The sequence below is a fragment of the Cohnella soli genome (genome assembly GCF_042655525.1).
In the GTDB taxonomy this organism is placed as follows: Bacteria; Bacillota; Bacilli; order Paenibacillales; family Paenibacillaceae; genus Cohnella; species Cohnella soli.
In genome coordinates, this window is sequence record NZ_JBHSMI010000052.1 from 327,878 (window position 1) to 350,246 (window position 22,369).

At 51.7% G+C, this 22,369-nt stretch carries 23 protein-coding genes; 15 read left to right on the forward strand and 8 right to left on the reverse strand.

Annotated elements, in window-relative coordinates:
* The first annotated feature begins 113 nt into the window (after positions 1–113).
* The 15 genes from ACFPOF_RS25500 (at position 114) to ACFPOF_RS25570 (ending at position 13,663) form a co-directional block, all read left to right on the forward strand.
* Positions 114–578 carry a hypothetical protein gene (locus ACFPOF_RS25500; protein WP_378138002.1) on the forward strand — a complete coding sequence of 155 codons (465 nt, stop codon included), beginning with the start codon at positions 114–116 and terminating at the stop codon, positions 576–578.
* Between the two features lie 129 nt (positions 579–707).
* A complete protein-coding gene (locus ACFPOF_RS25505; protein WP_378138004.1) occupies positions 708–1,028 on the forward strand; it encodes a hypothetical protein in 321 nt (106 codons plus the stop codon).
* Positions 1,029–1,199: 171 nt separating this feature from the next.
* Positions 1,200–2,270 (forward strand): D-alanine--D-serine ligase VanG, encoded by a 1,071-nt coding sequence (gene vanG, locus ACFPOF_RS25510; protein WP_378138543.1) that lies wholly within the window; start codon positions 1,200–1,202, stop codon positions 2,268–2,270.
* 1 nt (position 2,271) lies between these two features.
* The gene (locus tag ACFPOF_RS25515; protein ID WP_378138006.1) at positions 2,272–3,039 is read left to right on the forward strand and encodes a D-alanyl-D-alanine carboxypeptidase family protein; all 768 of its coding nucleotides are present in this window, start codon (positions 2,272–2,274) and stop codon (positions 3,037–3,039) included.
* The gene (gene vanT, locus ACFPOF_RS25520; RefSeq protein ID WP_378138008.1) at positions 3,036–4,214 is read left to right on the forward strand and encodes a serine racemase VanT catalytic subunit; all 1,179 of its coding nucleotides are present in this window, start codon (positions 3,036–3,038) and stop codon (positions 4,212–4,214) included. The genes ACFPOF_RS25515 and vanT overlap by 4 nt, the downstream gene beginning before the upstream one ends.
* Before the next feature lie 351 nt (positions 4,215–4,565).
* The gene (locus tag ACFPOF_RS25525; RefSeq protein ID WP_378138010.1) at positions 4,566–5,852 is read left to right on the forward strand and encodes a right-handed parallel beta-helix repeat-containing protein; all 1,287 of its coding nucleotides are present in this window, start codon (positions 4,566–4,568) and stop codon (positions 5,850–5,852) included.
* Positions 5,849–6,418 carry a nitrous oxide reductase accessory protein NosL gene (locus ACFPOF_RS25530; protein WP_378138012.1) on the forward strand — a complete coding sequence of 190 codons (570 nt, stop codon included), beginning with the start codon at positions 5,849–5,851 and terminating at the stop codon, positions 6,416–6,418. The genes ACFPOF_RS25525 and ACFPOF_RS25530 overlap by 4 nt, the downstream gene beginning before the upstream one ends.
* Positions 6,419–6,424: 6 nt before the next feature.
* Positions 6,425–7,246, forward strand: a complete 822-nt coding sequence (locus ACFPOF_RS25535; RefSeq protein WP_378138014.1) for an ABC transporter permease — start codon at positions 6,425–6,427, stop codon at positions 7,244–7,246.
* Positions 7,239–7,985 (forward strand): ABC transporter ATP-binding protein, encoded by a 747-nt coding sequence (locus ACFPOF_RS25540; protein WP_378138016.1) that lies wholly within the window; start codon positions 7,239–7,241, stop codon positions 7,983–7,985. Before ACFPOF_RS25535 ends, ACFPOF_RS25540 begins: the two co-directional genes overlap by 8 nt.
* A gap of 4 nt (positions 7,986–7,989) precedes the next feature.
* The gene (locus ACFPOF_RS25545; protein ID WP_378138018.1) at positions 7,990–8,373 is read left to right on the forward strand and encodes a hypothetical protein; all 384 of its coding nucleotides are present in this window, start codon (positions 7,990–7,992) and stop codon (positions 8,371–8,373) included.
* 198 nt (positions 8,374–8,571) lie between these two features.
* Complete coding sequence (locus tag ACFPOF_RS25550) at positions 8,572–9,429, forward strand: metal ABC transporter permease (protein ID WP_378138020.1); 858 nt, start codon at positions 8,572–8,574, stop codon at positions 9,427–9,429.
* Between the two features lie 10 nt (positions 9,430–9,439).
* Positions 9,440–10,411 carry a metal ABC transporter substrate-binding protein gene (locus ACFPOF_RS25555; protein ID WP_378138544.1) on the forward strand — a complete coding sequence of 324 codons (972 nt, stop codon included), beginning with the start codon at positions 9,440–9,442 and terminating at the stop codon, positions 10,409–10,411.
* A gap of 77 nt (positions 10,412–10,488) precedes the next feature.
* Positions 10,489–11,679, forward strand: coding sequence for a GTP-binding protein (locus ACFPOF_RS25560; protein WP_378138022.1), 1,191 nt, complete (start codon positions 10,489–10,491; stop codon positions 11,677–11,679).
* Positions 11,679–12,611, forward strand: coding sequence for a permease (locus ACFPOF_RS25565; protein WP_378138024.1), 933 nt, complete (start codon positions 11,679–11,681; stop codon positions 12,609–12,611). Before ACFPOF_RS25560 ends, ACFPOF_RS25565 begins: the two co-directional genes overlap by 1 nt.
* 23 nt (positions 12,612–12,634) lie before the next feature.
* A complete protein-coding gene (locus tag ACFPOF_RS25570) occupies positions 12,635–13,663 on the forward strand; it encodes a TIGR03943 family putative permease subunit (protein WP_378138026.1) in 1,029 nt (342 codons plus the stop codon).
* An 18-nt stretch (positions 13,664–13,681) separates the two neighbouring features.
* Here ACFPOF_RS25570 and ACFPOF_RS25575 read toward each other — a convergent pair whose 3' ends face one another.
* From ACFPOF_RS25575 to ACFPOF_RS25610, 8 genes are all read right to left on the reverse strand, one after another.
* Positions 13,682–14,542, reverse strand: a complete 861-nt coding sequence (locus tag ACFPOF_RS25575; RefSeq protein WP_378138028.1) for an SDR family oxidoreductase — start codon at positions 14,540–14,542, stop codon at positions 13,682–13,684.
* Between the two features lie 20 nt (positions 14,543–14,562).
* Complete coding sequence (locus ACFPOF_RS25580) at positions 14,563–15,717, reverse strand: GNAT family N-acetyltransferase (RefSeq protein WP_378138030.1); 1,155 nt, start codon at positions 15,715–15,717, stop codon at positions 14,563–14,565.
* Positions 15,714–17,033: a F390 synthetase-related protein gene (locus ACFPOF_RS25585; RefSeq protein ID WP_378138032.1), complete on the reverse strand. Its 1,320-nt coding sequence runs from the start codon at positions 17,031–17,033 to the stop codon at positions 15,714–15,716. The genes ACFPOF_RS25580 and ACFPOF_RS25585 overlap by 4 nt, the downstream gene beginning before the upstream one ends.
* Complete coding sequence (locus ACFPOF_RS25590) at positions 17,030–17,896, reverse strand: MBL fold metallo-hydrolase (protein ID WP_378138034.1); 867 nt, start codon at positions 17,894–17,896, stop codon at positions 17,030–17,032. The genes ACFPOF_RS25585 and ACFPOF_RS25590 overlap by 4 nt, the downstream gene beginning before the upstream one ends.
* Entirely contained in the window at positions 17,893–18,891 is a 999-nt protein-coding gene (locus tag ACFPOF_RS25595; protein ID WP_378138036.1) for an NAD-dependent epimerase/dehydratase family protein, read from the reverse strand. The genes ACFPOF_RS25590 and ACFPOF_RS25595 overlap by 4 nt, the downstream gene beginning before the upstream one ends.
* Entirely contained in the window at positions 18,888–20,141 is a 1,254-nt protein-coding gene (locus tag ACFPOF_RS25600; RefSeq protein ID WP_378138038.1) for an ATP-grasp domain-containing protein, read from the reverse strand. The genes ACFPOF_RS25595 and ACFPOF_RS25600 overlap by 4 nt, the downstream gene beginning before the upstream one ends.
* Positions 20,131–21,132 (reverse strand): beta-ketoacyl-ACP synthase III, encoded by a 1,002-nt coding sequence (locus ACFPOF_RS25605; protein WP_378138040.1) that lies wholly within the window; start codon positions 21,130–21,132, stop codon positions 20,131–20,133. Before ACFPOF_RS25605 ends, ACFPOF_RS25600 begins: the two co-directional genes overlap by 11 nt.
* Before the next feature lie 357 nt (positions 21,133–21,489).
* A complete protein-coding gene (locus tag ACFPOF_RS25610) occupies positions 21,490–22,332 on the reverse strand; it encodes an aldo/keto reductase (RefSeq protein ID WP_378138042.1) in 843 nt (280 codons plus the stop codon).
* Positions 22,333–22,369 lie beyond the last annotated feature (37 nt).

Here is a 22,369-nt window from a genome sequence, read left to right on the forward strand (position 1 = left end):
CTTATCCAGAATTACGGCCGCTCAGACGGATATATGTGGGTTGAGCCGATGAGCAATCTACTTTAGACTGGTAGTCACCAGGCACATTAAAGAATGCGAATGGAGGTAATAAGATGAAGATTCAGTGTAACACGGCGTCTGTAATCAAGTTACCCTTAAGCGCGATTCACGATGTGATGATGTATCAAGGGTTCAGTAAGATCAGCTTTGACCGACATTTTGTGTATCGTGCCAGATTTGACGACACTTCAACAAAAAAGTCATACCGTTTACTGATTCCAGTTGAAAACCATGACTACAGCACTTTCTCTGTCTTGGTTGCCGATGCGTTTTTTGAAGATAAGGGTTCGATTCCTCTCGAGGTCGTTGAAGCGGCGGAAAGCAAGTTATATGAAGTCAACGCTTATCTGGAAGATGAGTGGGAAAAACTCAATCAAGACGATAGATTTCAGCCGAATCAAACTGGCGGCATGGCGCCTAATATGGAGGAAATGATAAAGCTGGGAAAAGAGATGGCGGCTTTGAAAACCAATCAAGAGTTGCTTGAAGCCAATATCATTCCCGACCCCATACAGTAGGTGTAAATTTTTTACTCAGTGCCTGGTCAAAGAACGGTTGCCGATCACGGTTTCGTAACCCAGGATGTAACATTCCGTAGAGAGACATCGAACCCTGAATGCAAATCATTGCCTAAGGTGGTGTTTGAAATGGAAATGGGTATTATTCTGCTGGTTGTCGTTGTGCTTGGCGTAGGGCTGGTTGTGAGGAGAAAAAAGAATTGGAAAACGTTGCAGACGGCCACAGGTCCGAACTCTGAGCTGCTGCAAACGGCTTATGCGCATCTAAAGTCGAATCACGTGAAATGTAAATTGGTAACAGACTCGAGTGCTGTTGGCGATGTAGGCGTAGGGATCGTGCAGTCTGTTGACATCCTCCCTAGAGATGGAACGGTATTCATGCTGAAGGTGCATACCAAGCATATGGAACAAGCAAAAGAGCTGTTAGAGGAATTCCCGGAAGCAGTCTAGATGGGATGACGCCAGACAATAACGCAAACCCGCAATCCATAAGTGATTGCGGGTTTTGTTGTGTCAAACCGTCTAAATTTAAGAAAAATATTAGAAATACCCTATTTCTTCTTAAAAAACTTTCTCTAATCTTATTCATGTAGAGCCTAGGGAGAGCGAGATGACGAAGAAATAGGAGGTTTACAGGTGAAAAAGTTAACGATTGCCGTATTGTTTGGAGGATGCTCCAATGAGCACGAAGTATCTCTGCAATCAGCTGCATCCGTGATCGAGCAATTGGATTCGGAAAAATACGAACTCGTCCTGGTGGGGATTACGAGAGAGGGAGAATGGTTGAGATATAGAGGTCCTATAGCGGACATTCGTAATAATCAATGGCACTCGCATAGCAGGTGCGTTCCTTCTTTCATCTCCCCAAGCCGATCCATTTCAGGACTCATTGAGCTTGTGAACACGGAGTATCACATCACGCCCATAGATGTGGTTTTCCCTGTTATGCATGGGAAGAATGGCGAAGATGGAACCGTGCAAGGATTACTTGAGCTTGCGGGAATTCCTTGCGTGGGCTGCGATATGCTGTCTTCTGCTATTTGCATGGATAAAGAAATTGCACATACCTTGGTGAATGCTTCCGGGGTGAACACGCCCCGTTCCGTAACTCTATTTAAAAGCGATCACGAGGAAAACAGACTTCGCGATCTTCAAGATTTGGGATATCCAGTATATGTGAAACCGGCAAAATCCGGTTCTTCCGTTGGCATCACAAAGGCGCATAATATCTCGCAATTGTTGCAGGGCATTGAACTTGCTTATGAGCACGATCATAAAGTCGTCATTGAAGAAGAAATTATAGGATTTGAGGTAGGGTGCGCTGTGCTAGGGCACCACTATCCGATAATCGGTGTCGTTGACGAAATTGAAATAACCGGGGATTTCTTCGACTTTACGGAGAAATACTCCTTGCAATCCTCGAAGATCCATCTGCCTGCTAGAGTCGATGCTCATACCGCAGGTCGTATTAAGGAGACGGCAAAGCTGATTTATAAGACGCTTGGCTGTAAAGGCTTTGCCAGAGTGGACATGTTTGTCACTCCGGATGGCAGCATCGTATTCAACGAGGTCAATACGATCCCAGGGTTCACGGCCAATTCAAGATATCCCAAGATGCTTCAGACGAGCGGTTTTACCTATCCGCAAATTCTTGATCGATTAATACAGCTCGCGGTTGCGGAGGGAAACTAATATGGAGCATGTTATCACCTTGACGCCATCTGATATCCATCGTGGACATCTTCTACTCGTGAATCGGGATCATCCGTTAAGAAAGATAGATGATTCGCTTACGCTTAAGCGCATCGAGAATCTGCAAGTTTTAGATACAGGAAAGGAATCAATGAAGCTGGAAAGGACATGTTTAGAACAGTTAACCGCGCTGCTTGAGGATTGTAACGGGAATCAGGACATCCTGGTTGTGAGCGGGTATCGTTCAAAGGACGAGCAGACGGAACTGTATGAAGCTTCTCTTAGAGACCATGGAGATGTATTTACATCTAGTTATGTGGCCCGACCAGGAGAAAGCGAGCATCAGACCGGACTGGCTGTGGATGTTGGACAAAGAACGGAAGTGGTAGATTATATTTGTCCATTATTTCCAGACACGGGCGCGTGCAAGGGTTTCAAGCAGATTGCAGCCCAATACGGATTTATCCAAAGATATAAGGAAAGCAAGAAAGAGATTACGAACATTGCAGCAGAACCATGGCATTTTCGCTATGTGGGTTATCCGCATTCGGTCATCATGGAAGAGCGCGAATGGTGCTTAGAGGAATACATCGATCATGTAAAGCGATACCCTATCCATCAAGAACGGATAGAAATCTATTATGTCCCCATAACTCATGATTTTACTTGCATAACGATACCAAATGGAACACCGTTCACCATATCCGGAAATAATCATGACGGATGCATCATCACCGTATATCATGACAAAGGCAGTGAGCGCCATTGAAAGCCTTGCTTGAACTGCCGCGGCCAAGGAAATCTAAGAAGCAATCGAATCGAACAGATCGTTACCGAGCATGGGCAGAAATTAACCTCTCTCATTTGAAGCACAATGTAGAAGAGCTAAAGCGTCGATTGCCTAAAGATTGTCGTATCATGGCGGTAGTGAAGGCGAACGCATACGGGCATGGCAGCGTACCTATAGCACAAAAGCTGCAATCCATCGGTATTAACTCCTACGCGGTAGCCGAAGTTAGCGAAGGGATCGCCTTGCGCAAAGCGGGAATTCAAGGAGAAATCCTCATTCTCGGATTCACTTCGCCATGGCAATTTGCAGATTTGTGCCGATATGACCTAACACAAACCGTCTTAAACGCAGATTATGCCATGACATTAAACCAGTACGGCAAAAAGATAAAGGTTCACGTGAAGATCGATACAGGTATGGGAAGGCTTGGGGAGAACGTAGACCAAGTGGAGCGTATTCTAAGCATTTACCGTCAACCCCATCTAATCGTCACGGGTACCTACAGTCATTTTTCTGTTCCGGACAGCGATCTTAAAGAGGATATTGCTTTTACAAATGAACAAATTAATCGTTTTTATCGTCTCGTGCATGTCATTCAGTCAAATGGGTTCGATACGGGCAGACTGCATCTACAAAGCAGCTATGGGATTCTGCATTATCCACATCTGCGTTGCGATATGGCGCGACCGGGAATTGCTCTATACGGGGCAATAGATGTTGTAAAAGACAATGACGAGTCTTCGGTTAGCTTGTTGCCGGTGCTTTCCTTACGAGCAAGAGTAATCATGGTCAAGCGTGTTCCTGCGGGTTCGAGCATTGGATATGGACGCCTCTACAGGACGACACAAGATAGTATCATTGCGACAGTGTCGATCGGGTATGCGGACGGTATTCCGAGATGTTTATTCGAGCAGGGAGGTCATGTTCTCGTAAAAGGACAGCGCGTGGCTATCGCAGGGAATATATGCATGGATCAGATGATGATTGACGTTACGCATGTGGAACATGTTGAAGAAGGCGATATCGTGACGCTGATTGGACAGGACGGCGATTGTCGAATTACTGCTGAGGAGGTTGCGGTACGCTGCCATACGATTCCGAACGAATGGCTAACCGGCATTGGAAGCCGAGTAGATCGGGTATACGTGAATTAATGGTGCTCCGGGGCGCAAGGCTATATGATGAAGCTTTGCATCCGTCTGTTTACAGGCGGGCATGCAAGTAAAGAGCCGTCTTGATGATGAGTGAATACTCTCGTCATCAAGACGGCTCTTTATTTTTATCGGCTGCACTCTCGATTACACTTTGTCGAATAACGATCATAATTCAATATTTGTTCTCCGGAGAAATAGCTCTATCGAGCCATATTGAGCAGAGGTACGTCCTTGTAGAATGAATGAAGCACTAAGGCACATCGAAAGATTAAAAAATGACGAATATCCGCAAGAGGGTGAGTTAAGTTGCACATTGCGTTGCGTCTAGGAACGCTGGGGGTAGTTCTCCTTTTGTACGGAGCCGGTGCCGCCGGTGATGCGCACGCCGAATCCACGCCGGTCTCGCTGCAAGCGCTTATCGATGCGGCGCAGCCCGGCGACGAGATTGCCCTGCAGTCAGGACGAACATATGCCGGTCCTGCAACGGTAAATAAACCTGTTTCAATCGTCGGAAACGGCGATGTGACGGTTCGCAATCGTTCGGACGCTCCGGCGTTGACGTTGCGGGCGAACGGAGTCACGTTACAAGGGTTTCGCGTCGACGACGGCCAGAGCGATCCGAAGCGAAGCGTCATTCTCGTTAGATCTAACAATAACAGAATCGACGGCTTGGCAATCGTCTCGCAAGCCGGCGGCATTTATCTTCGAGAGGCGAACGGCAATGTCATCGTACACAATCGAATTGTCGGCGCGAAGGCTGGGTACCAAGCAGAGCCGTATTCGAAAAGGGGCAACGGGATTGATCTGCTCGCTTCGACAGGCAACTTGATTCAAGATAACGAGTTCGTTCACGTTCACGACGGGGTATACGTTGAAAGCAGCAACGAGACGCGAGTGATTGGAAATAAAGCTTTCGATTCTCGTTACGGTTTCCACATTATGTTTTCCGGAAAGCCGGAGCTATCGGACAATGTCGGGTCCGGCAACGTTACCGGGGGCATGGTAATGGGCGTCGAAGATGCGGTTGTTCACGGCAATCGGTTCGAGAAACAGACAGAAAGCGTTAACTCGCAAGGTATTCTGTTATTTGACGTCCACCGTTCAACGGTCGAAGACAACCGAGTGGAAGGCAATCGTGTCGGTCTTTATATCGAGAAGTCGTCGGATAACATTTTTTCTCGCAATGAAGCCTTAAGCAATTTCATTGGCATACAGATGATCCGCTCCGAAGGAAATACATTCACGGAGAACGTCTTCGTCTCGAACGTCATACAGGCTCAGGCGACGGAGAGTCGCAATAACGCGTTGGATGGAAATTACTGGGACGATTATCGGGGGCTGGATGTTGACGGGGACGGACATAGCGATTTGCCTTACGAGATCGATCCGTTTTTTCTAAAAATTACGGATCAGGTCGATGCATACCAGCTGTTTTTTCAAGCTCCAGGGCTTCCATTTCTGACCCAATTGTTTCGCGATAATACGGACAATTGGCTGAAAGATTCCCGGCCGCTTATGTCGCCGTCTGCTGGCATTGCCGGGTCGGCGGCCGACCGAACGGCAAGCGTACCGTATGCGGCTGTATTATTCCTTGCAAGTATTTCAATTATTTATTTATGGGGGTACAAAAACACATGAAAAAAATAGGGACACTTTTGCTAACTTTAACGATCGCTCTTATGATGGCCGCTTGCGGAAAGACGGAGTACAAACCTTCGCCTATTGACGAGTCTGTCGATAAATGCCCAGTTTGCAAGATGGCGGTCGCGGACAATCCATTTGCTGTCGAGATCATTCTCAAAAGTCAGAAGGCGCTCAAATTCGACGATTTGGGAGATTTGTTCGTCTGGAAAGCGGAGAACGGCACGAAGGAAATCGGCGAACAGTTCGTCCGCGATTACAACACGAAAGAATGGATCAAGTTGAAGGATGCCGTCTATGTGTACGACAAAACTATTCGCACGCCAATGGCGTACAACGTCATCTCCTTCAAAGATAAGAAGGCTGCCGAAGCGTTCGTTGCTCAAGAGGGCAAAGGCGAAGTTTGGGATGCAAACAAGCTTGATGAGCACAAGTGGGAGCCAAACGAAGAAATGATGAAACAAATGATGCAAGAACATGCGGACGAAATGACCGGTGGCACGGGCAAAGACAAAGGCGATACGATGGACATGGGCGCGTCGTCCGATGCGAAAGCGGAGTGAGTTCTGTTGAGACATGTGCTGACTATCGCGCGAAGAGAGCTTAAGCTTGGCTTCCGGAATCCATGGGCATATGCGTTTATGACGCTATTCGCTGTATTTAGTCTGGCGTTGTTGCTCGTTCAATCCCGGGCAGACATGGGAGGCTACACGAGTTCGACGGGATCGATGATCAATTTGATCTTGTATTTGCTGCCGCTCATGGCGGTGCTCCTCGGTTCTTTCTCGTTCACAGGGGAGAAGGAAGAAGGGGGATGGCGCTTGCTGTCCTCTTTTCCTCTCAGCTCCAGAGCCTATATGTGGGGAAAATACGTTGGGCTCGCTTTCGTTCTCGTTCTTATCGTCTCGTTTGGTTTCGGGCTGTCGGGTGTGATCGGAGCGCTATTCGGCCAAGCGTTATCTTCGGAGGCATTCGGACGCTTTTTCGTATTATCCGCACTGCTGATCGCCATGTTCCTCGGCTTATCGGCCATTCTCGGAGCATTATGTCGCAATCGCTGGCAGGCGCTCACTTACGGCGTCGGCATCTGGTTTTTTCTCGTACTGGGCTGGCCGACGTTGCTTTTGTCGGTTCTTGGTTTTCTTCCGTATTTATGGATCAAGCCCGCACTCGTTTCTCTCGTATTCGTCAATCCGGCTGAACTCAACCGTTTGTTCCTGATCGTCAAAATGGGCGGGGGCTCGGTGCTCGGACCGGATTATTACAAATGGGTTGAATGGATCGAGCGCCCGTCCGGCAGTTATTGGTTTGCCTTGGTCTGCCTGGCATGGATTGTTCTGTCGGTGGAAATCGCGATCCGCTTATGGGAAAGGGGGAGAGGACGTGAGTGACGCGCTGCTGCTCGAGGTCGATCAAGTGGGGAAAAAGATCGGACGCGCGACGCTGCTTGAACCGTGCTCGCTTCGTGCCCGCAACGGCGAGATTATCGCGCTGTGCGGAGGCAACGGGGCGGGGAAGAGTACGCTTATTCGCATGATAGCCGGCATCTCGAAGCCGTCGCACGGCAGTGTTCGTCTCCGGGGAGTGACATGGTCCGAGAATCGAACGAAATATGCGGAGGCCTTGGGCTATATGCCTGATGAATTTCAGTTTGGCTCGGCGTTGACGGCTGGTGAAACGCTGCGATTTTACGCTTCATTACGAGGTGTTTCGGTTACGCTAGTATATGAACTGCTTGAGCGTGTCGGCCTTGCGGATGTGCACAAACGTAAAGTGTCGACATTCTCCAAAGGGATGCGGCAGCGTCTGTTATTCGCGCAAGCGATGCTGTCCAAGCCGCCGCTTCTGCTGCTTGACGAGCCGACGAACGGGCTGGACCCTTACTGGATGGAGGAGTTCGGCAGGCTGATTCGTTCGGCGGCTGACGAAGGTCAAACCGTCGTGTTTTCCACGCATCAATTAAATATCGCGGAGGCGTACGCTCATCGAGCGTTGTTCATGGATGCCTGCGACGTTCGCCATGAAGGGAGCGTTCGAGAATTGGCGGAAGCTTACAAAGATTATGGCGGGTTATACGGCGCCTTCAATGCGCATGTGACCTTCAAATCCGGATTGGAGAAGAGGGCGTGATCGTATGAGAAAGAAGTGTGCACTGCTGCTGATCGCATTGGCGCTTACGATTGGATTGATGTCTGGCTGCGCGTCAGGGGGCAAGCCGCAAAAGCTCAAGTTCGAGGAAGTGGACCTGTCCAGCGATCCGGCTTCGCCGCTCGTCGGTAAAAATGCGAAGCTAACGGTACACGTGAACAATTCCCAGTACGCCAAGCAAGAGGCCGAAGTGCAACTGCAAATCAATTCGAACGATACTTTGCCGCAGTTGATCGACGCGACGCCGGAAGGGGAGACGTACGTTGCAAGCTATGCTTTTCCGCAAGCGGGAACTTACCATATCACAGTCCATATGAGTTATGAGGATGAACATTATGCTTATGCCAAGTCCCTTGAAGTCGGCAAGTGACGCCCGGCGGCGATTCATTGCTCTTATTGTCGTCTTCGGATGTTCGGTTCATAATTGCATTGACGAGAGAATATAAGTTTGATATTCTCCTTAAGTGTAATCATTACGTTTAACCTTGACGGGTTAAACTTTTTCTTTCGTCATTAATCGTAATGATTACACATAAAATCTAATCATGTCTGGAGAGAAAGGAGGAGAGTGGTCATGCTGCACTACGACTTCATGCAGCGGGCATTTTGCGCCGGAGGCATTATCGCGTTGGTTGCGTCCACTCTGGGGGTCTATCTGCTGCTCAGAAGACAAGCGTTAATGGCGGATATGCTTTCGCATGTGTCGTTGGCGGGCGTAGCTGCAGGCATGTATATACATGTCAATCCGACGTTCGCCGGCTTCATTGTCGCTGTCGCGGGGGCGATCATCGTCGAATATGTCCGAAGAGCGTACAAAACGTACAGCGAAATATCCGTAGCGATCATGATGATCGGCGGGTTGTCGTCGGCTGTGATTTTAATGAGCATGAATAAAGCGGTTAACAAAAGTTTCTCCTCGTATTTGTTCGGCTCGGTTGTTGCGGTCAATCGCACCGAATTGGTCCTTATGCTTGTCGTTGCATTGATCGGCTTTGTCTTTTTTTATGGCTTGCGTAAACCGCTTTATTTAATCGCATTTGACGAAGAAACGGCGAGAACGAGCGGATTGCCCGTCTCCTGGATTTCTTTGGGCTTCAGCGTCATGACTGGGATGATTGCGGCCGCCGCGATGCCGATCGTCGGCGTGCTGCTCGTGTCCGCATTAATCGTATTGCCCGCTTCGCTGGCGATCAGGATTGCTCCGAACTTTGCTTCGGTCACATTTATTGCGATGGGTATCGGCTTAGCCGGGGTGTTCACGGGACTTACGGCTTCCTACGAGTTAAGCACACCGCCCGGAGGGACGATTGCGTTCATGTTGCTATTGTTTCTTGTTGTTGGCTTATCGATCAAAGGTATAAGTCGCAGTTGGGTTCGGAGAAATCGAGTTCAGCATCAAACGATGGAGTATGGAGGGTTTAAGTAAAATGAAAAGAATGAAAAGTTGGTTAAAAGTGTCGTCCGTTGTCGCAGCGAGTCTGTCTTTGGTCATATCCGGTTGCGGAAACGGTTCGCAAAATTCGGCGGAGGACAAACTCCAGATCGTGACGACATTCTACCCGATGTATGAATTCAGCAAACAGATCGCCGGCGATCATGCGAACGTCGTCGCCCTAATCCCGCCAGGCGCAGAACCGCACGATTGGGAGCCGAGCGCCAAGGACATGGTGCTGCTGAAGGAAGCCGACGTGTTCGTGTATAACGGCATCGTAGAGGGCTGGGCGGCCAATGCGCTCGCAAGCGCTCCGAATGATAAACGCATCAGCGTCGAAGCAAGCAAAGGAATAGCTTTCATTGCAGGAACTGAACACGAGGAACATGTTGCCAAAGATGACAATGAGGCGGAACACGAGGAAGAGGGACACGGTCTTGATCCTCATGTGTGGCTCAGTCCCGTGCTGGCTCAACAGGAAGTGTCCGCAATTCAGGCTGCGCTGGAGCAAGCCGACCCCGAGCACAAAGACGATTACAAGAAAAATGCTGAAGCGTATATCGCCAAGTTGAAGGAGCTTGATCAGGCTTTTAAGGACGGGCTGAAAGTTACGAAACATAAGGAGTTCATAACCCAACATGCGGCATTCGGTTACTTGGCGCAGCAATACGGGTTAACGCAAGTGCCGATTGCCGGGTTGTCTCCCGAACAGGAGCCTTCGCCGGAACAGATGGCGCAAGTGGTCGAGTTCGCGAAAACGCACGACGTGGGAACGATTTTTTTCGAGACGTTGGTCGACCCGAAAGTGACGAAAGTCGTTGCAGATGAGATCGGCGCAAAAACAGAAGTGCTGAATCCGCTTGAAGGGTTAACGAAAGACGATGTTGAACACAGCCGTGACTACATTTCCATCATGAAGTTGAACTTGAACGCTTTAAAGAAAGCGCTGAATGAATATCGGACGAAGAACGAATGAAGAGCTAGTGGAAAGGCGCAGCAAGGCCGTTTTTTTCATTTTCGTTAATCGTAATCATTACACACAAGGAGATGGATATGAACATGAAGAAAATACCCGTAACCGTACTAAGCGGCTATTTGGGCGCAGGGAAAACGACCGTACTGAACCACGTGCTGAACAATCGCGACGGCTTAAAAGTGGCGGTGATCGTTAACGATTTGAGCGAGGTCAATATTGACGCGGCACTCATCAAGGAAGGGGGCGGGTTGTCCCGAACGGAAGAGAAGCTGGTGGAGATGTCTAACGGCTGCATCTGCTGCACCCTTCGGGAAGATTTGCTGCGCGAAGTGGAGAAATTGGCGCAGGACGGGCGATTTGATTACATTCTCATCGAATCGACAGGCGTCGGAGAGCCGATTCCCGTCGCCCAAACGTTCACGTACATCGACGAGGAACACGGGATCGATTTGACGAAAATTTGCCGTCTCGACTGTATGGTAACGGTCGTCGATGCCTACCGCTTCTGGCACGATTTCTCTTCGGGAGATTCGCTGCTCGAACGATCCCAGGCGATCGGCGATGGCGATACGCGGGATGTCGTAGACCTGTTAATCGATCAAATTGAATTTTGCGACGTATTGCTGCTTAATAAATGCGACTTGATCGAGTCGGGCGATCTGGCCCAACTAGAGGCAATTGTGCGGAAATTGCAGCCTCGCGCCAAGCTGATCAGAACCGTCATGGGGCAAGTCGATCCTGCGGAGATTCTAAATACGGGATTGTTTAATTTCGACGAAGCAAGTCAATCGGCTGGTTGGTTAAAAGAAATACAGCAACCGATTCATACGCCGGAGACGGAAGAATACGGCATTTCCTCGTTCGTGTACGAGCGGGCCAAGCCTTTCCATCCTGAAAGATTAATGACGTGGATGAAGCGTTGGCCTGTGGAAATCGTACGCGCCAAAGGGATCATGTGGGTCGCCAGCCGCAACGATATCGGCCAGAGCATCAGCCAGGCCGGGCCGTCGGTTCAGTTCGGGCCTTCAGGTTACTGGATCGCGACGCTGCCTCCGGAAGAACGGGATTTTTATTTCCGTGAAGACCCCGATCTGAACAAAACGTGGTCGCCGGAATATGGAGATCGCATCAACAAAGTCGTGTTTATCGGTATCGATATGAACCGGGACCAACTGATTGCCTCTCTCGACGACTGTCTGTTGACCGAATCCGAAATGAAGCAAGATTGGACGCGGTTTAAGGACAAGCTGCCGAACGCGAGCGCATAATGATGAATGACATCCATACGTTTAAGACGATGCTCATCAGCATCTTCCTTGAAGCGATGCCATTTCTGCTGCTGGGCATCATTGTATCGTCGTTCATGCATGTGTTTATTCCGGAAAGATGGTTTCGACAATGGATTCCGAAAAATCCGGTGCTCGGCGTGCTGGTTGCTTGTTTGCTGGGGATCGTATTCCCGCTTTGCGAGTGCGGAATGATCCCGATCGTACGCCGACTCGTCGCCAAAGGGATGCCTTTGTTCGTTGGCGTCGTATTTATTCTGGTCGGGCCGATCGTGAATCCAATCGTGTTCTCCGCGACATTCACCGCATTCCGGTCGAAACCCGAGATGGTGTATTCCCGCATGGGACTCGCCGTTGCCGTCGGTTTCGTGATCGGACTTGGCGTGTACTTCTTCGTGAAAGACAACCCCATACGTCAGACCAGGCACGATAGTATGGATGAGGATCATGGGCATCGGCACGAGCACCGGCACGGTCATCACAAGCATTCGCATAGTCGTCGCCGCAGCAAATTCGTGGAGATGCTCGAACATGCTGGCGCGGAATTTTTCGATATGGGCAAATATGTCGTTATCGGTTCGCTCATTACCGCTGCCGTTCAAGCTTTCGTTCCCAGATCGGAGATCGCCGGGATCGGGCAAGGGGATATCTCTTCGCATCTTTTCATGATGGGATTCGCGTTTATTCTGTCGCTGTGCTCGACTTCCGACGCCTTTGTCGCCTCTACCTTCACTAGCACGTTTTCCATGAGTTCTTTGCTGACTTTTCTCGTTTTCGGGCCGATGCTGGATTTCAAGAGTACATTAATGCTGCTCTCCGTATTTAAAGCTAAATTCGTCCTGTATTTGGCTGTCGGCATTGCAGTGACGGTACTTGTCGGCTCGTTGATTATCGGTAGTATCGTATGGGGGTAGAAAATAAGGGAGGAGGTATACATATGCATCGCACAATGGCTAGGCACTATTGGATCAGAGCGGGGATACTGTTCGCCTTATCGTGGTACATCGTTCATTTGGTGAAAACAGGCAACCTGTATTTATACATTGTTCCTCGAATGATGCCTTATGTGAAATGCGGCGCGCTGGCGTTGTTCGTACTAGCCGGATTTTACGCGTTTCTTGCGATACAGCGCTCGGACGACAGTCCCAGCGAACCGGATTGCGAATGCGGTCACGAAACTCCGGCGTCTGTGTCAGGGAATGTTTGGCTATATGGACTGTTCGCGATTCCTTTAGTGTTAGGGTTTGTGCTGCCCGACCGCTTGATGGGAAGTGAAGTCGTCGCGGTAAAAGGAATGAATCTGAAGGCGGCAGCAGCGTCTCAAGGGCAGATCATTCGAACGCCGGAGCCGGTTGATGATCAGCCAACTGGACAGCCGGTGAAACCGGAGCCGTCTGAATCATTCGAGCCGTCTGAACAACCTGTGCAACCGGAAATGTCTGACACACCTGAAACGACGCCCGAACAACCGGTCAAACAGTCGGCCGAACAGCCGATAGACGAACTGGACAAGCTGTTTCCCGAGGATGAGTACGGCATGGATTACGCCAAACTCGGCAAAAGGCTTTATCCCTATGACACGATCCATGTCCATACGGTAGGTTACCTCGAAATGCTGACGATGCTGGACTTGTATCAGGCGAACTTCAAAGGCAAACAGATCGTCATCAGCGGGTTTGTCTACCGCGAAGACGACATGGAGCAAGACGAGTTCGTCGTTTCTCGAATGGCGATGCAATGCTGTTCGGCAGACGCCACTCCGTACGGTTTTCTCGTAAGGTGGGATAAAGGCGCTTCCTTAAAGAAGGATACTTGGATTAGCATGACGGGAACGTTGTCGACGACCGTCTATAGAGGGAATAAAATCATTCGGTTGGAGGCGAACAAAATCAAGATTATCCCGGCGCCGAAAGATCCTTACGTGTATCCGTATTATGATGATTTTGATCAGATTTCGGCAGAGTAGTCGATTTTGTAAAAGTCTTTATTTTATAGTGGGCGGTTTCAATACCTTGCGGACAGCGGCTTCGATCCAAAGCCAAGGAAGCAACTTCCCGGCGACAATGAGCAAACGCGAGCCGTGCCCTACCGGATAGCGCAACCTTCGTTGGCTCTTCTGAGAAGCGAGGCGGGCGACGAGGTCGGCAACTTCTTGCGGGGGTGGCGCCGTGTCCGCTGTTTTTCTGGAAAAATGGAGCACGGCGTTCAGTTGGCGTTCGTATGGAGAATTAGGCTGTGTGTGCATGTTAGCGAAGCCTTTGCTCCAGATTGACGTGCGATAAGCGCCGGGCTCCACGATATATACTCGAATGCCGAACGGCGCCACCTCATGGCGCAAGCTTTCGCTAAAGCCTTCGATGGCGAACTTGGATGAGGCATATGCGCCATACCCCGGCAGACCGACTTTTCCGCTTACGCTCCCAATTTGAATGACAGCGCCTTCTCGCTGACTGCGCATATGCGGCAACACCGCGCGGGTTACGGCGACTAGGCCGAAGAAATTGGTCTCCAACTGCGCTCTCCATGCCTCCATGGGCACTTCCTCAATTACCCCACCAACGGCAAAACCGGCGTTATTCACGAGCGCGTCTATTCGACCGTACTTATCGATCGTGTGTGCTACGGCTTCCGCAATCGATGAATCATCTGTGACGTCGAGCTGCACAACTTCTATGTTGTTGCAGACGCCGACGCGTTCGGATTCCTGCATCAACTGCGATTGCTGCTCCGGATTGCGCATTGTAGCGACAACTCGATATCCTTTACTCGCCAATGCGACTGCAATCAGCAGGCCGAAGCCGCTGGAGGCGCCTGTGATCAGCGCGATCTTTGTTTTGGATGCCATCGGCGATTTCTCCTTCATGTTTATAGTTTGTATTTGCGAAGCAGCGGCACGCCGATCCTGTTGAGCAACCACTCTAGCGCCATCCAGCTCAGACGGCGGCGCTGCGGCAAGTGGCGGTCGTACACCGCCGTATATTCGATTTCGGCTGTTGCGCCTCTGTTTCTTTTGAATTGAGCAGCGCCGGAGCTTTCGTGAAGTAACAAGCCGCGACTGCGCGCCAGTTCGATCAACAGCGCAGATAGCATTCTGTACAAACCAAGCTTTTGCGGAAGAGAAGTGTCGTAGCCGAAAAGAGGCGTCGTCATAACGCCATCGCGCACATAGAAGCCGAGAATGGCGTCGAGCCTGCCGTTGCGGCGGAAACCGTGCAGTTCCAGCGTGCCTTCATGTAAGGCATCCGTCAGTAGCCGCTCAGTGAATTGTGGATTATGAAAAGAATACTTCTCTAAATACAACATGCGATACAGCTCGGCAATCCGGGGGATGTCGTAATCCGTCATTCCGTCGGCGTTGACTTGCTCGTAGCCGTGTTCGTCAGCCAAGGCACGATCCCGTTTCAGCAGCCAACGCGATTTGGCGTTGCCAAAGTCGGGGAGGTCGGTTTGCAGCAAGTAGATTTGTCTGCTGGGGACGAGGCGGCACTTGCGCGACCTCAGTCGCTCAAGCTCGGGCGCGTTCAAAGAAGAATTCAGTGAACGGAAGGCGACGGCATGGCCGGGAAACACGGAGAGAAGCTTGTCCAGCGCGTCCTCCCATTGCTCGGATCTAAGTGCAGGATACAAGTTCGTCGACATCAACCAGTTGTTGACGTGAACGATGCGATTGAAGCGCGAACGCTTCAGCAAAGCTCCGATTGCCGTCAACAACGCATCGAGCACTTGAATAAGCGCCCGATTGCCGAGTAGCTCAAGTTCCTGCCTGGCATAACTGACATAGTGTGTATATGGCGAGACGACATAGGCATTGTCGTATTCCGCGTCATTAACGGTGATAGGTACCGGCATTCCGTCCACCGACAGGACATAGAGGCTCGTACGGACATTTCGTACGTATTGCTCGGAGCCGCGCTCCAGCAACGGAAGCAAGTAACGTTTGGCATACTGCCCATACTCGGTATCGGGCCACTCATACGTATGAATGTTAGAGGCGTCAAACAGTTCTAAGCGCGACTTCATAGCTTGTAACTCCTTTCGACGCGGCGGAGTTTTCTCGTGCCGCACGTCTGCACATAAGAGACGAAGTCAAGCTCTGGCATCTGGCACTGCAGCCGTTCGCATAACATAGCGATTGCAAGCCGAACCTGTTCCTTCACTAGAGTACCGCGGCTTTCGTCGATGTCCAGTTCGATCGTCCATTTGTCCAGCGCCGTCTGAATGACTCGGTATTGGCGAATTTCAGCTGAGGCACCGATGATTGCCCGAGTCACGAAGTCCGGATATAAGATCACTTGCTCGCTGCTCTTATCCATAGCCGTCGCATAGAAAATGTCGTCGCAGCGCCCCTCTATACGTTCGATCGCCGTGTAGGGCGATCCGCAAGGGCAAGGTTCTTCGCTTTCGGTGAGTAAATCATTCAGTCGATAACGAACAATTGGTTGTGTCGTGCGGGAGAAATCGGTCACGATCGGAACGAAAGTTCGGCTTGAACCGGGAACGAACTCTTTCTCGATATAGACGAGGTCTTCGTTTAAGTGAAGCTTGCCGTTCGGACACGTACAGCCAAGAAAGCCTTCCGTACATTGATAGATTTGATGAACAGTCTGTCCGAATGCAAGTTCGATATGTGCTCGATCAAGCGGGTCCAGCACTTCGGCTACGGAAATGATTCGCCGAGGCTGAACGTTCAGTTTGCCGGAGCGAACAGCTTCTGCAAGCGAACGTAGAACCGAAGGCGGGGCAACGATGAGGTCAGGCTGCTGACGACCTAGCGTCTCAAGATGAAGCGTCATCGGATCGAGCAAGTCGTAGAACACGAATGCAAGCCGCTTGCTGCGTACGGATTCGTACAAATTACTGTTTGCCCTTAGGAAGAACGCGATCGATGTTCGCGAGAGCAGCGAGCCGGGCAGCATTTTGCCGAGCATCGCACCAGCCCATCCCGCTTGTTCTCGGCTGCCGACGAGAAATAGTCCGCGATTGCCCGATGTTCCGGATGACAAGCCGACCGTCACTTCACCGATGGCGGGCTTAAAGTTTCTTGAAGCTTCAGCCGCATTTGCAACGGCCCAAGCCTGAGCCTCGGATATCCCCACCGTGTTTAAGCGATCAAAATGCTGCATCATGATAGCTTTATCGATAAGAGGGAAGTCCCGCCACTGCGCATCCGGGGTCGTTCCCCACCATTCCCGGTAAAAGGCGGAATGCTTCCGTACGAACGCAATGTGCCGGACGACGCGTCGTTCGCGCCATCGTTCGAAAGAGACGGGATCCATCCATTCGCCGCGTTTTCTCCCGTACCAATAGTGCTTTATGAAAGCCAGAGCATTTCTCATAGTCGGCGAATCTCCTTGCTGTCAATGTCGTAGAACGTCCGGCAATGGCTCGGCACGATGATCAGCTGCGGATGTATGGTCTGCCAGCTGCGCAGTCGTTCGAACGTGTCGCGGTAAGCCTGGCGGTCGTACATCACCAACCCTGCGAGCGGATGGGGCGGTCGGTTCTCGCGCAACGCCCGGCTTGACCAAGCGGCGTCAGCACATAGAAGCACTTGTGCTGGGGCAGTGTTCAGCAACAAGCCGATCTGACCTGCGGCGTGACCGGGTAAAGGGATCGCAATCAAGCTTCCGTCTCCGAACAAATCTCTGCCTTCGGGGAAGGGGATGCTGTCGTCCAGTTTGACTATTGCAGCCTCACGTTCGATCGATTGTCCGACAGCGGCGAAATTATCTGGCAGGAGGCCAGCAATGAACCCTGCGCGAGTCGCCTTGATAGGTCCGAGCGTGCGAACGGCGTCATAAGCTTCTTGCGGGTACAAGAAACGGGCCGAGGGAAAATCCCGCAAGCCGCCGATATGATCGGCATGAAAGTGGGAAAGGATGATGTAACGTACTTCCTTCGCGGAAATGCCGAGCCGGGCCAATTGATGGATAGCCGTGCTCTCCTGGTTGAGCCGGACAGGGGTTATCCTGCGGTAGAGCGAATAAGGGAGCGACTGCGTCAGCTCCTGGAACCGGGGAGAATACCCGGTGTCGAACAGGATCCAACCGTGCTCGGGATGTCGGATGCAGGCGAAGCCGGCTGGATAAGCTGCAGTGCGCAGCGAGCCGCCGCGAAGCGTAACGAATTCAGGGTGCACGCAATAACCGGCGGACATTAGAAGCAATTCTACGGGAACAATCGGTTGCGGTACGGTCATACGTGTCGAACCCTCCACCAGTCCGCGAATCGGCGCAGCCCTTCGTCCAGGCTGATTGTAGGATCGTAACCTAGCGTTGCGCGGGCTTTGGAAATATCGAGCGTCTGGCTATAGGCGAGTTGGCCGACCGTAAACCTTGTGAATGGCGGCTCCTGGCCGAGCGACGGAAGTGCGCGGTAGAGCCATTCCATGCTTTGGCCGGCTGCGAGCGCGACAGGGCGGGCGAGCGGTTTTGTACGTAGCTGCAATTGCATCAAATCAAATAATCTCCGCAACAAATCAATCAGTTTGACAGATTCGCCATTCGTCAGATTGTAAATTTGCCCGGCAGCCTGCTCCGGCGCGGTGCAAGCCAACACAAGCCCATCGATCACATTACTCGTGTAAGTCAGATCAAGCTGCGCTTCACCTCCGCCAATGAGGGGAATGCCCCGGGATTCGTTCGCGCGAAGTAGTCGGGGGAACAACGCAGTGTCTCCAGGACCGAAAATCCCCCTCGGACGTACGATGATAGCGGACAATCCTTGGGCAGCGGCATCCAATACGACACTTTCTGCGATTCGTTTGGTCGCGGCATAGGCGTTCGCCGGTTTATGCGGAAGCGCCGTCTGCTCAGTAAGATGGAACCGGTCGGTAAAATCGAAATAGACGGATGAAGTCGAAACATGGACGAGACGGCCTACGCCATGGCGTAGGCAGCCGGCGACGATATTGGCAGTTCCAGTCACATTCGTGTCGTAGAAATCTCGATATCGTCCCCAAGGCGAAGATAAAGCCGCACAATGGATGACAAAATCTTGCCCTGCGCAAGCTGCATCGATTTCCTCAGCGTCTCGCAAATCCGCCTGAAAGAAGGGGATGCCTTGCCCGGCCAACTGCCGTCCGATTTGTTCGTCTCTGCCGACACCCGTCACTTTCCAGCCCATATCTCTCAGACGGATGGCTGTCTCCCGTCCGAGAAACCCCGTCGCACCTGTAATGAGCGCTTTTGTCATCGTTCTCCATTCCATTCTATATCGGATGTCGAAGCTTGCTGTAAAGTAATGCCTTGTTCACGCGCTATGCGCCGCGTCCAGGCGAGCAGTCGGAACTGCTCCGTGAACGGCTTTGGATCATCCCGGCGGAAGACGACGTCCCGGCTGCTCCGATATGCGCGCAGCCATTCGCGAAGATTGCGTTGTTTGACGGCCTGAACGAGGCCGAACGACAGCATGGCGGCGGACAACATCGCGCCTTGTCCGGCCTGAGCCGACGGGATGGCGACTTGCCCTTCTGTAAGCAGTTCGCTTGGCTCCAGCATCGCTTCCGCCAAACGGTCGTCCGAACCGAAGAGATGAACGCCGCTTGTCGTCCGAGGATTGCATTCCAGCGGTGCAACGGTACCGTCCGCCGCTATGATAAAATCGAACGCGATCTGGCCGGTAAACCGGCTTTCTTTGACAAAATGTCGAACCCATTCCCGCACATTTGGTTGCGTGCGCGCTTCGTAATGGATGCTGGCGCCGCGTCCCGCGCGAAACGTACTGCGATAAGCAGCATACGCGGTCATCTCCCCGCGATGAGCGACACTATAGGTGCACCATTCTTCGCCGCGAAGCAGTGCCTGTGCCACCCAAGGATGTTCACTCGTTACGTTTGCGTTAGCTAGCAAGCGGACGATCTTTTGCCGCTGCCGCTTTATAGCGAAACTTCGGCTGTCGCCGCGATCCGGTTCGAGAAATAGCGTGCGGGAAGCGAACCGAGAATAAGCCGGTTTCAGCACGATGCCATCGCTGAATCGGGGATCGTCGACCAATGGCAGCCAGTCGTCCGGGGACTCGAACGTTACGGTGGCGGGCACATGCAAGCCTATGCTTTCAGCGAATCGAATAAAGCTTCCTTTATGGTGCACACGCTCCAACGCTTCGAGTGGAGGGGCGAACACGCGGCAAACGCCATCAAACTGCCGAAGCTCCCTCGCGATATGGAAAATTTCCTCGCAAACCGGGATCAGTAAGTCGATCCTGTTATTCACCGCGATCGCGCGCAGTTCCCGGGCGAAACCTGCTGGATCGCCGGTTGGGGCGGGCACGACAAAGCTTTGCTCAACGCATCGGGATACGCGGCATAGATGATAGGGCGCGGACTCGGCGGCGAATACGCGATGGCCGGCCGCATGAAATAGGCGTGCCAGCTCCAGCGCCGCAGGCGATCTTCCTCCGGTGAGCAGGATGCGCAGCGACCTTCTGCCGGCGTTAGTATTCAAAGACGAGTCCTCCAAGCGTAAGGCCCGCAGCCGTGCCGATCAGAAGCGCTCGATCTCCCCGTACGAGTTGCCCTGTTCGAGCAGCTTCGTGAAGCCCCATCGGAATGGAGGCAGCAATCGTGTTGCCGTGGTCGGGCGTAATATAGACAAGCTGCCGCTCTGTGATGCCGAGTTTCTTGCGCAACAGGCGAACGGCCATCGCGCTTCCTTGATGGGGAATAACCGCCTTGAAGTCTGCCATTTTCGTCCCGGTCGCTTCCAGCAAATCGTCCGCGAATGCAGGGAGGAGGCGAGAAGCCATTTTAAAAATGGCTGGACCGTCCATTTCAAATAAATAATCGTCCGGTTCAGCGGGATGATAGCCGTTCGGATGTCGTTTCGTGCCACCAGCTCTTATCTCGGAATAAGCCGCTCCGGCGGAGAAGGTGCGCAACGAAGCGCCAATAATGCCGGACGATTCCCCGTCTGGAGAAGGGCCGATAACGACAGCAGCCGCGCCGTCGCCGAACAACGCCGCACTTTCTTTGTGCTGCCAATTCAGGCCAACGCTGGCGATCTCGGACGAGACGATGAGCACGTAACGATAGCGGCCGGCGGCGATCATGCAGGACATCGTATCGAGTGCGGCCAAGAAACTTAAACAAGTCGCGTCGATGTCGAACGCCGCAACTCCCGAATGCATCATGCCCATCGCCCGTTGAATGAAGACTGCAGAGCAGGGCAGCGCCTGTTCTTTCGTGCCGTTTGCGCTGATAATGCAGTCCACGTCCGACAATTGCAAATTCGCGGCTTTCAAAGCATCGAATGCCGCCTTCGCTCCCATCTCGGAAGCGGTATCCTGCGGACCCGCGAAATGGCGGTAACGGACACCCGTCATCCGCAGCGTCCAGCCTGGCGCCGTTCCGAGACGTTTGTCCATGTCCGTGTCTGAAATCGGCTGTCCCGGCAAATATTTTCCTGTGCCATATATTTTCACTTTGCGTAAGCTCAAAGCCACAACCCCTTCCGACGGGTTTATCACCGCATCTTCATATTGCCGTAGAGAACGCCGAGCGAATAGTACCAACTTCCTATAGTACCATCATTTTTCGACTGTTATTGTTTCTATTCGACAAAAAGGGTGGGGTTCCTGTCAAGTGGATGTCGCGGATCTACTAGGGCAATGGCTTAAGAAGAACACTCATATTCGAGGCCACATGGGAATGCAGCAGATTGACTTTGCAGAAGTTACTTCGCCGAACGCATCAACTCCTGAGCCCAGTCACAGAAGAAAACTACGCAAAAACGGCGCAGGGATACTCCCTAACGCCGCCATTTCATCCGATATGGTCTCGACCATTCTCGCTTGTTAGAAATTAAAATTGTCAGGGTTCGGTCCGACCCGCAAATCCTGGTTCAGTGCATCGATGCGTGCCATCTCCTCATTAGAAAGCTCGAAGTCGAATACCGAGGCGTTCTCGATAATACGAGATGCTTTCGTCGACTTGGGAATCGTAACGATGCCATGCTGCAAATCCCAACGAAGAATGACTTGGGCAACCGACTTACCGTGACTGGAGCCGATTTCCTGCAACACGGGATCGTTCAGCAACTGCCCCTGCATCAGAGGTGACCAAGCTTCAATCTGAATGCCATGGCGGGCGCAAAAGTCGCGCAACCCTTGCTGACTAAGTCGCGGATGCAGCTCGACTTGGTTCACCATCGGCTTGATCTCGGCATCTTTCATCACGTCCTCCAGATGATGAATCTGGAAGTTACTCACGCCGATCGCTTTGACACGCCCGGATTTGTACAACGTTTCAAGTGCACGCCACGCGTCTTTGTACTTACCTGCAACTGGCCAATGAATCAGGTACAGATCGAGATAGTCAAGCCCCAGCTTGTCTAAGCTCGACTCGAAAGCAGCAAGCGTTGCCTCATAGCCGAGATCGGCATTCCACACCTTGGAAGTAATAAACAGTTCTTCGCGGGACAATCCTGTTTCTTGGAGAGCTTCGCGGATCGCTTGACCCACGCTGCGCTCGTTGTTATAGATGGCCGCCGTATCGATGCTGCGATAACCATGGGCGACTGCCGTTTTGACCGCGTCCACGAGCTCATGACCTTCCGCCACTTTAAATACGCCAATACCGAACCATGGCATAGCTTTTCCGTTGTGTAGCGTTGTTGTTGCTTGCAAATGTGTAGTCATAAATAAACCTCCAATACGGGATGGTGAATCAAAAGCT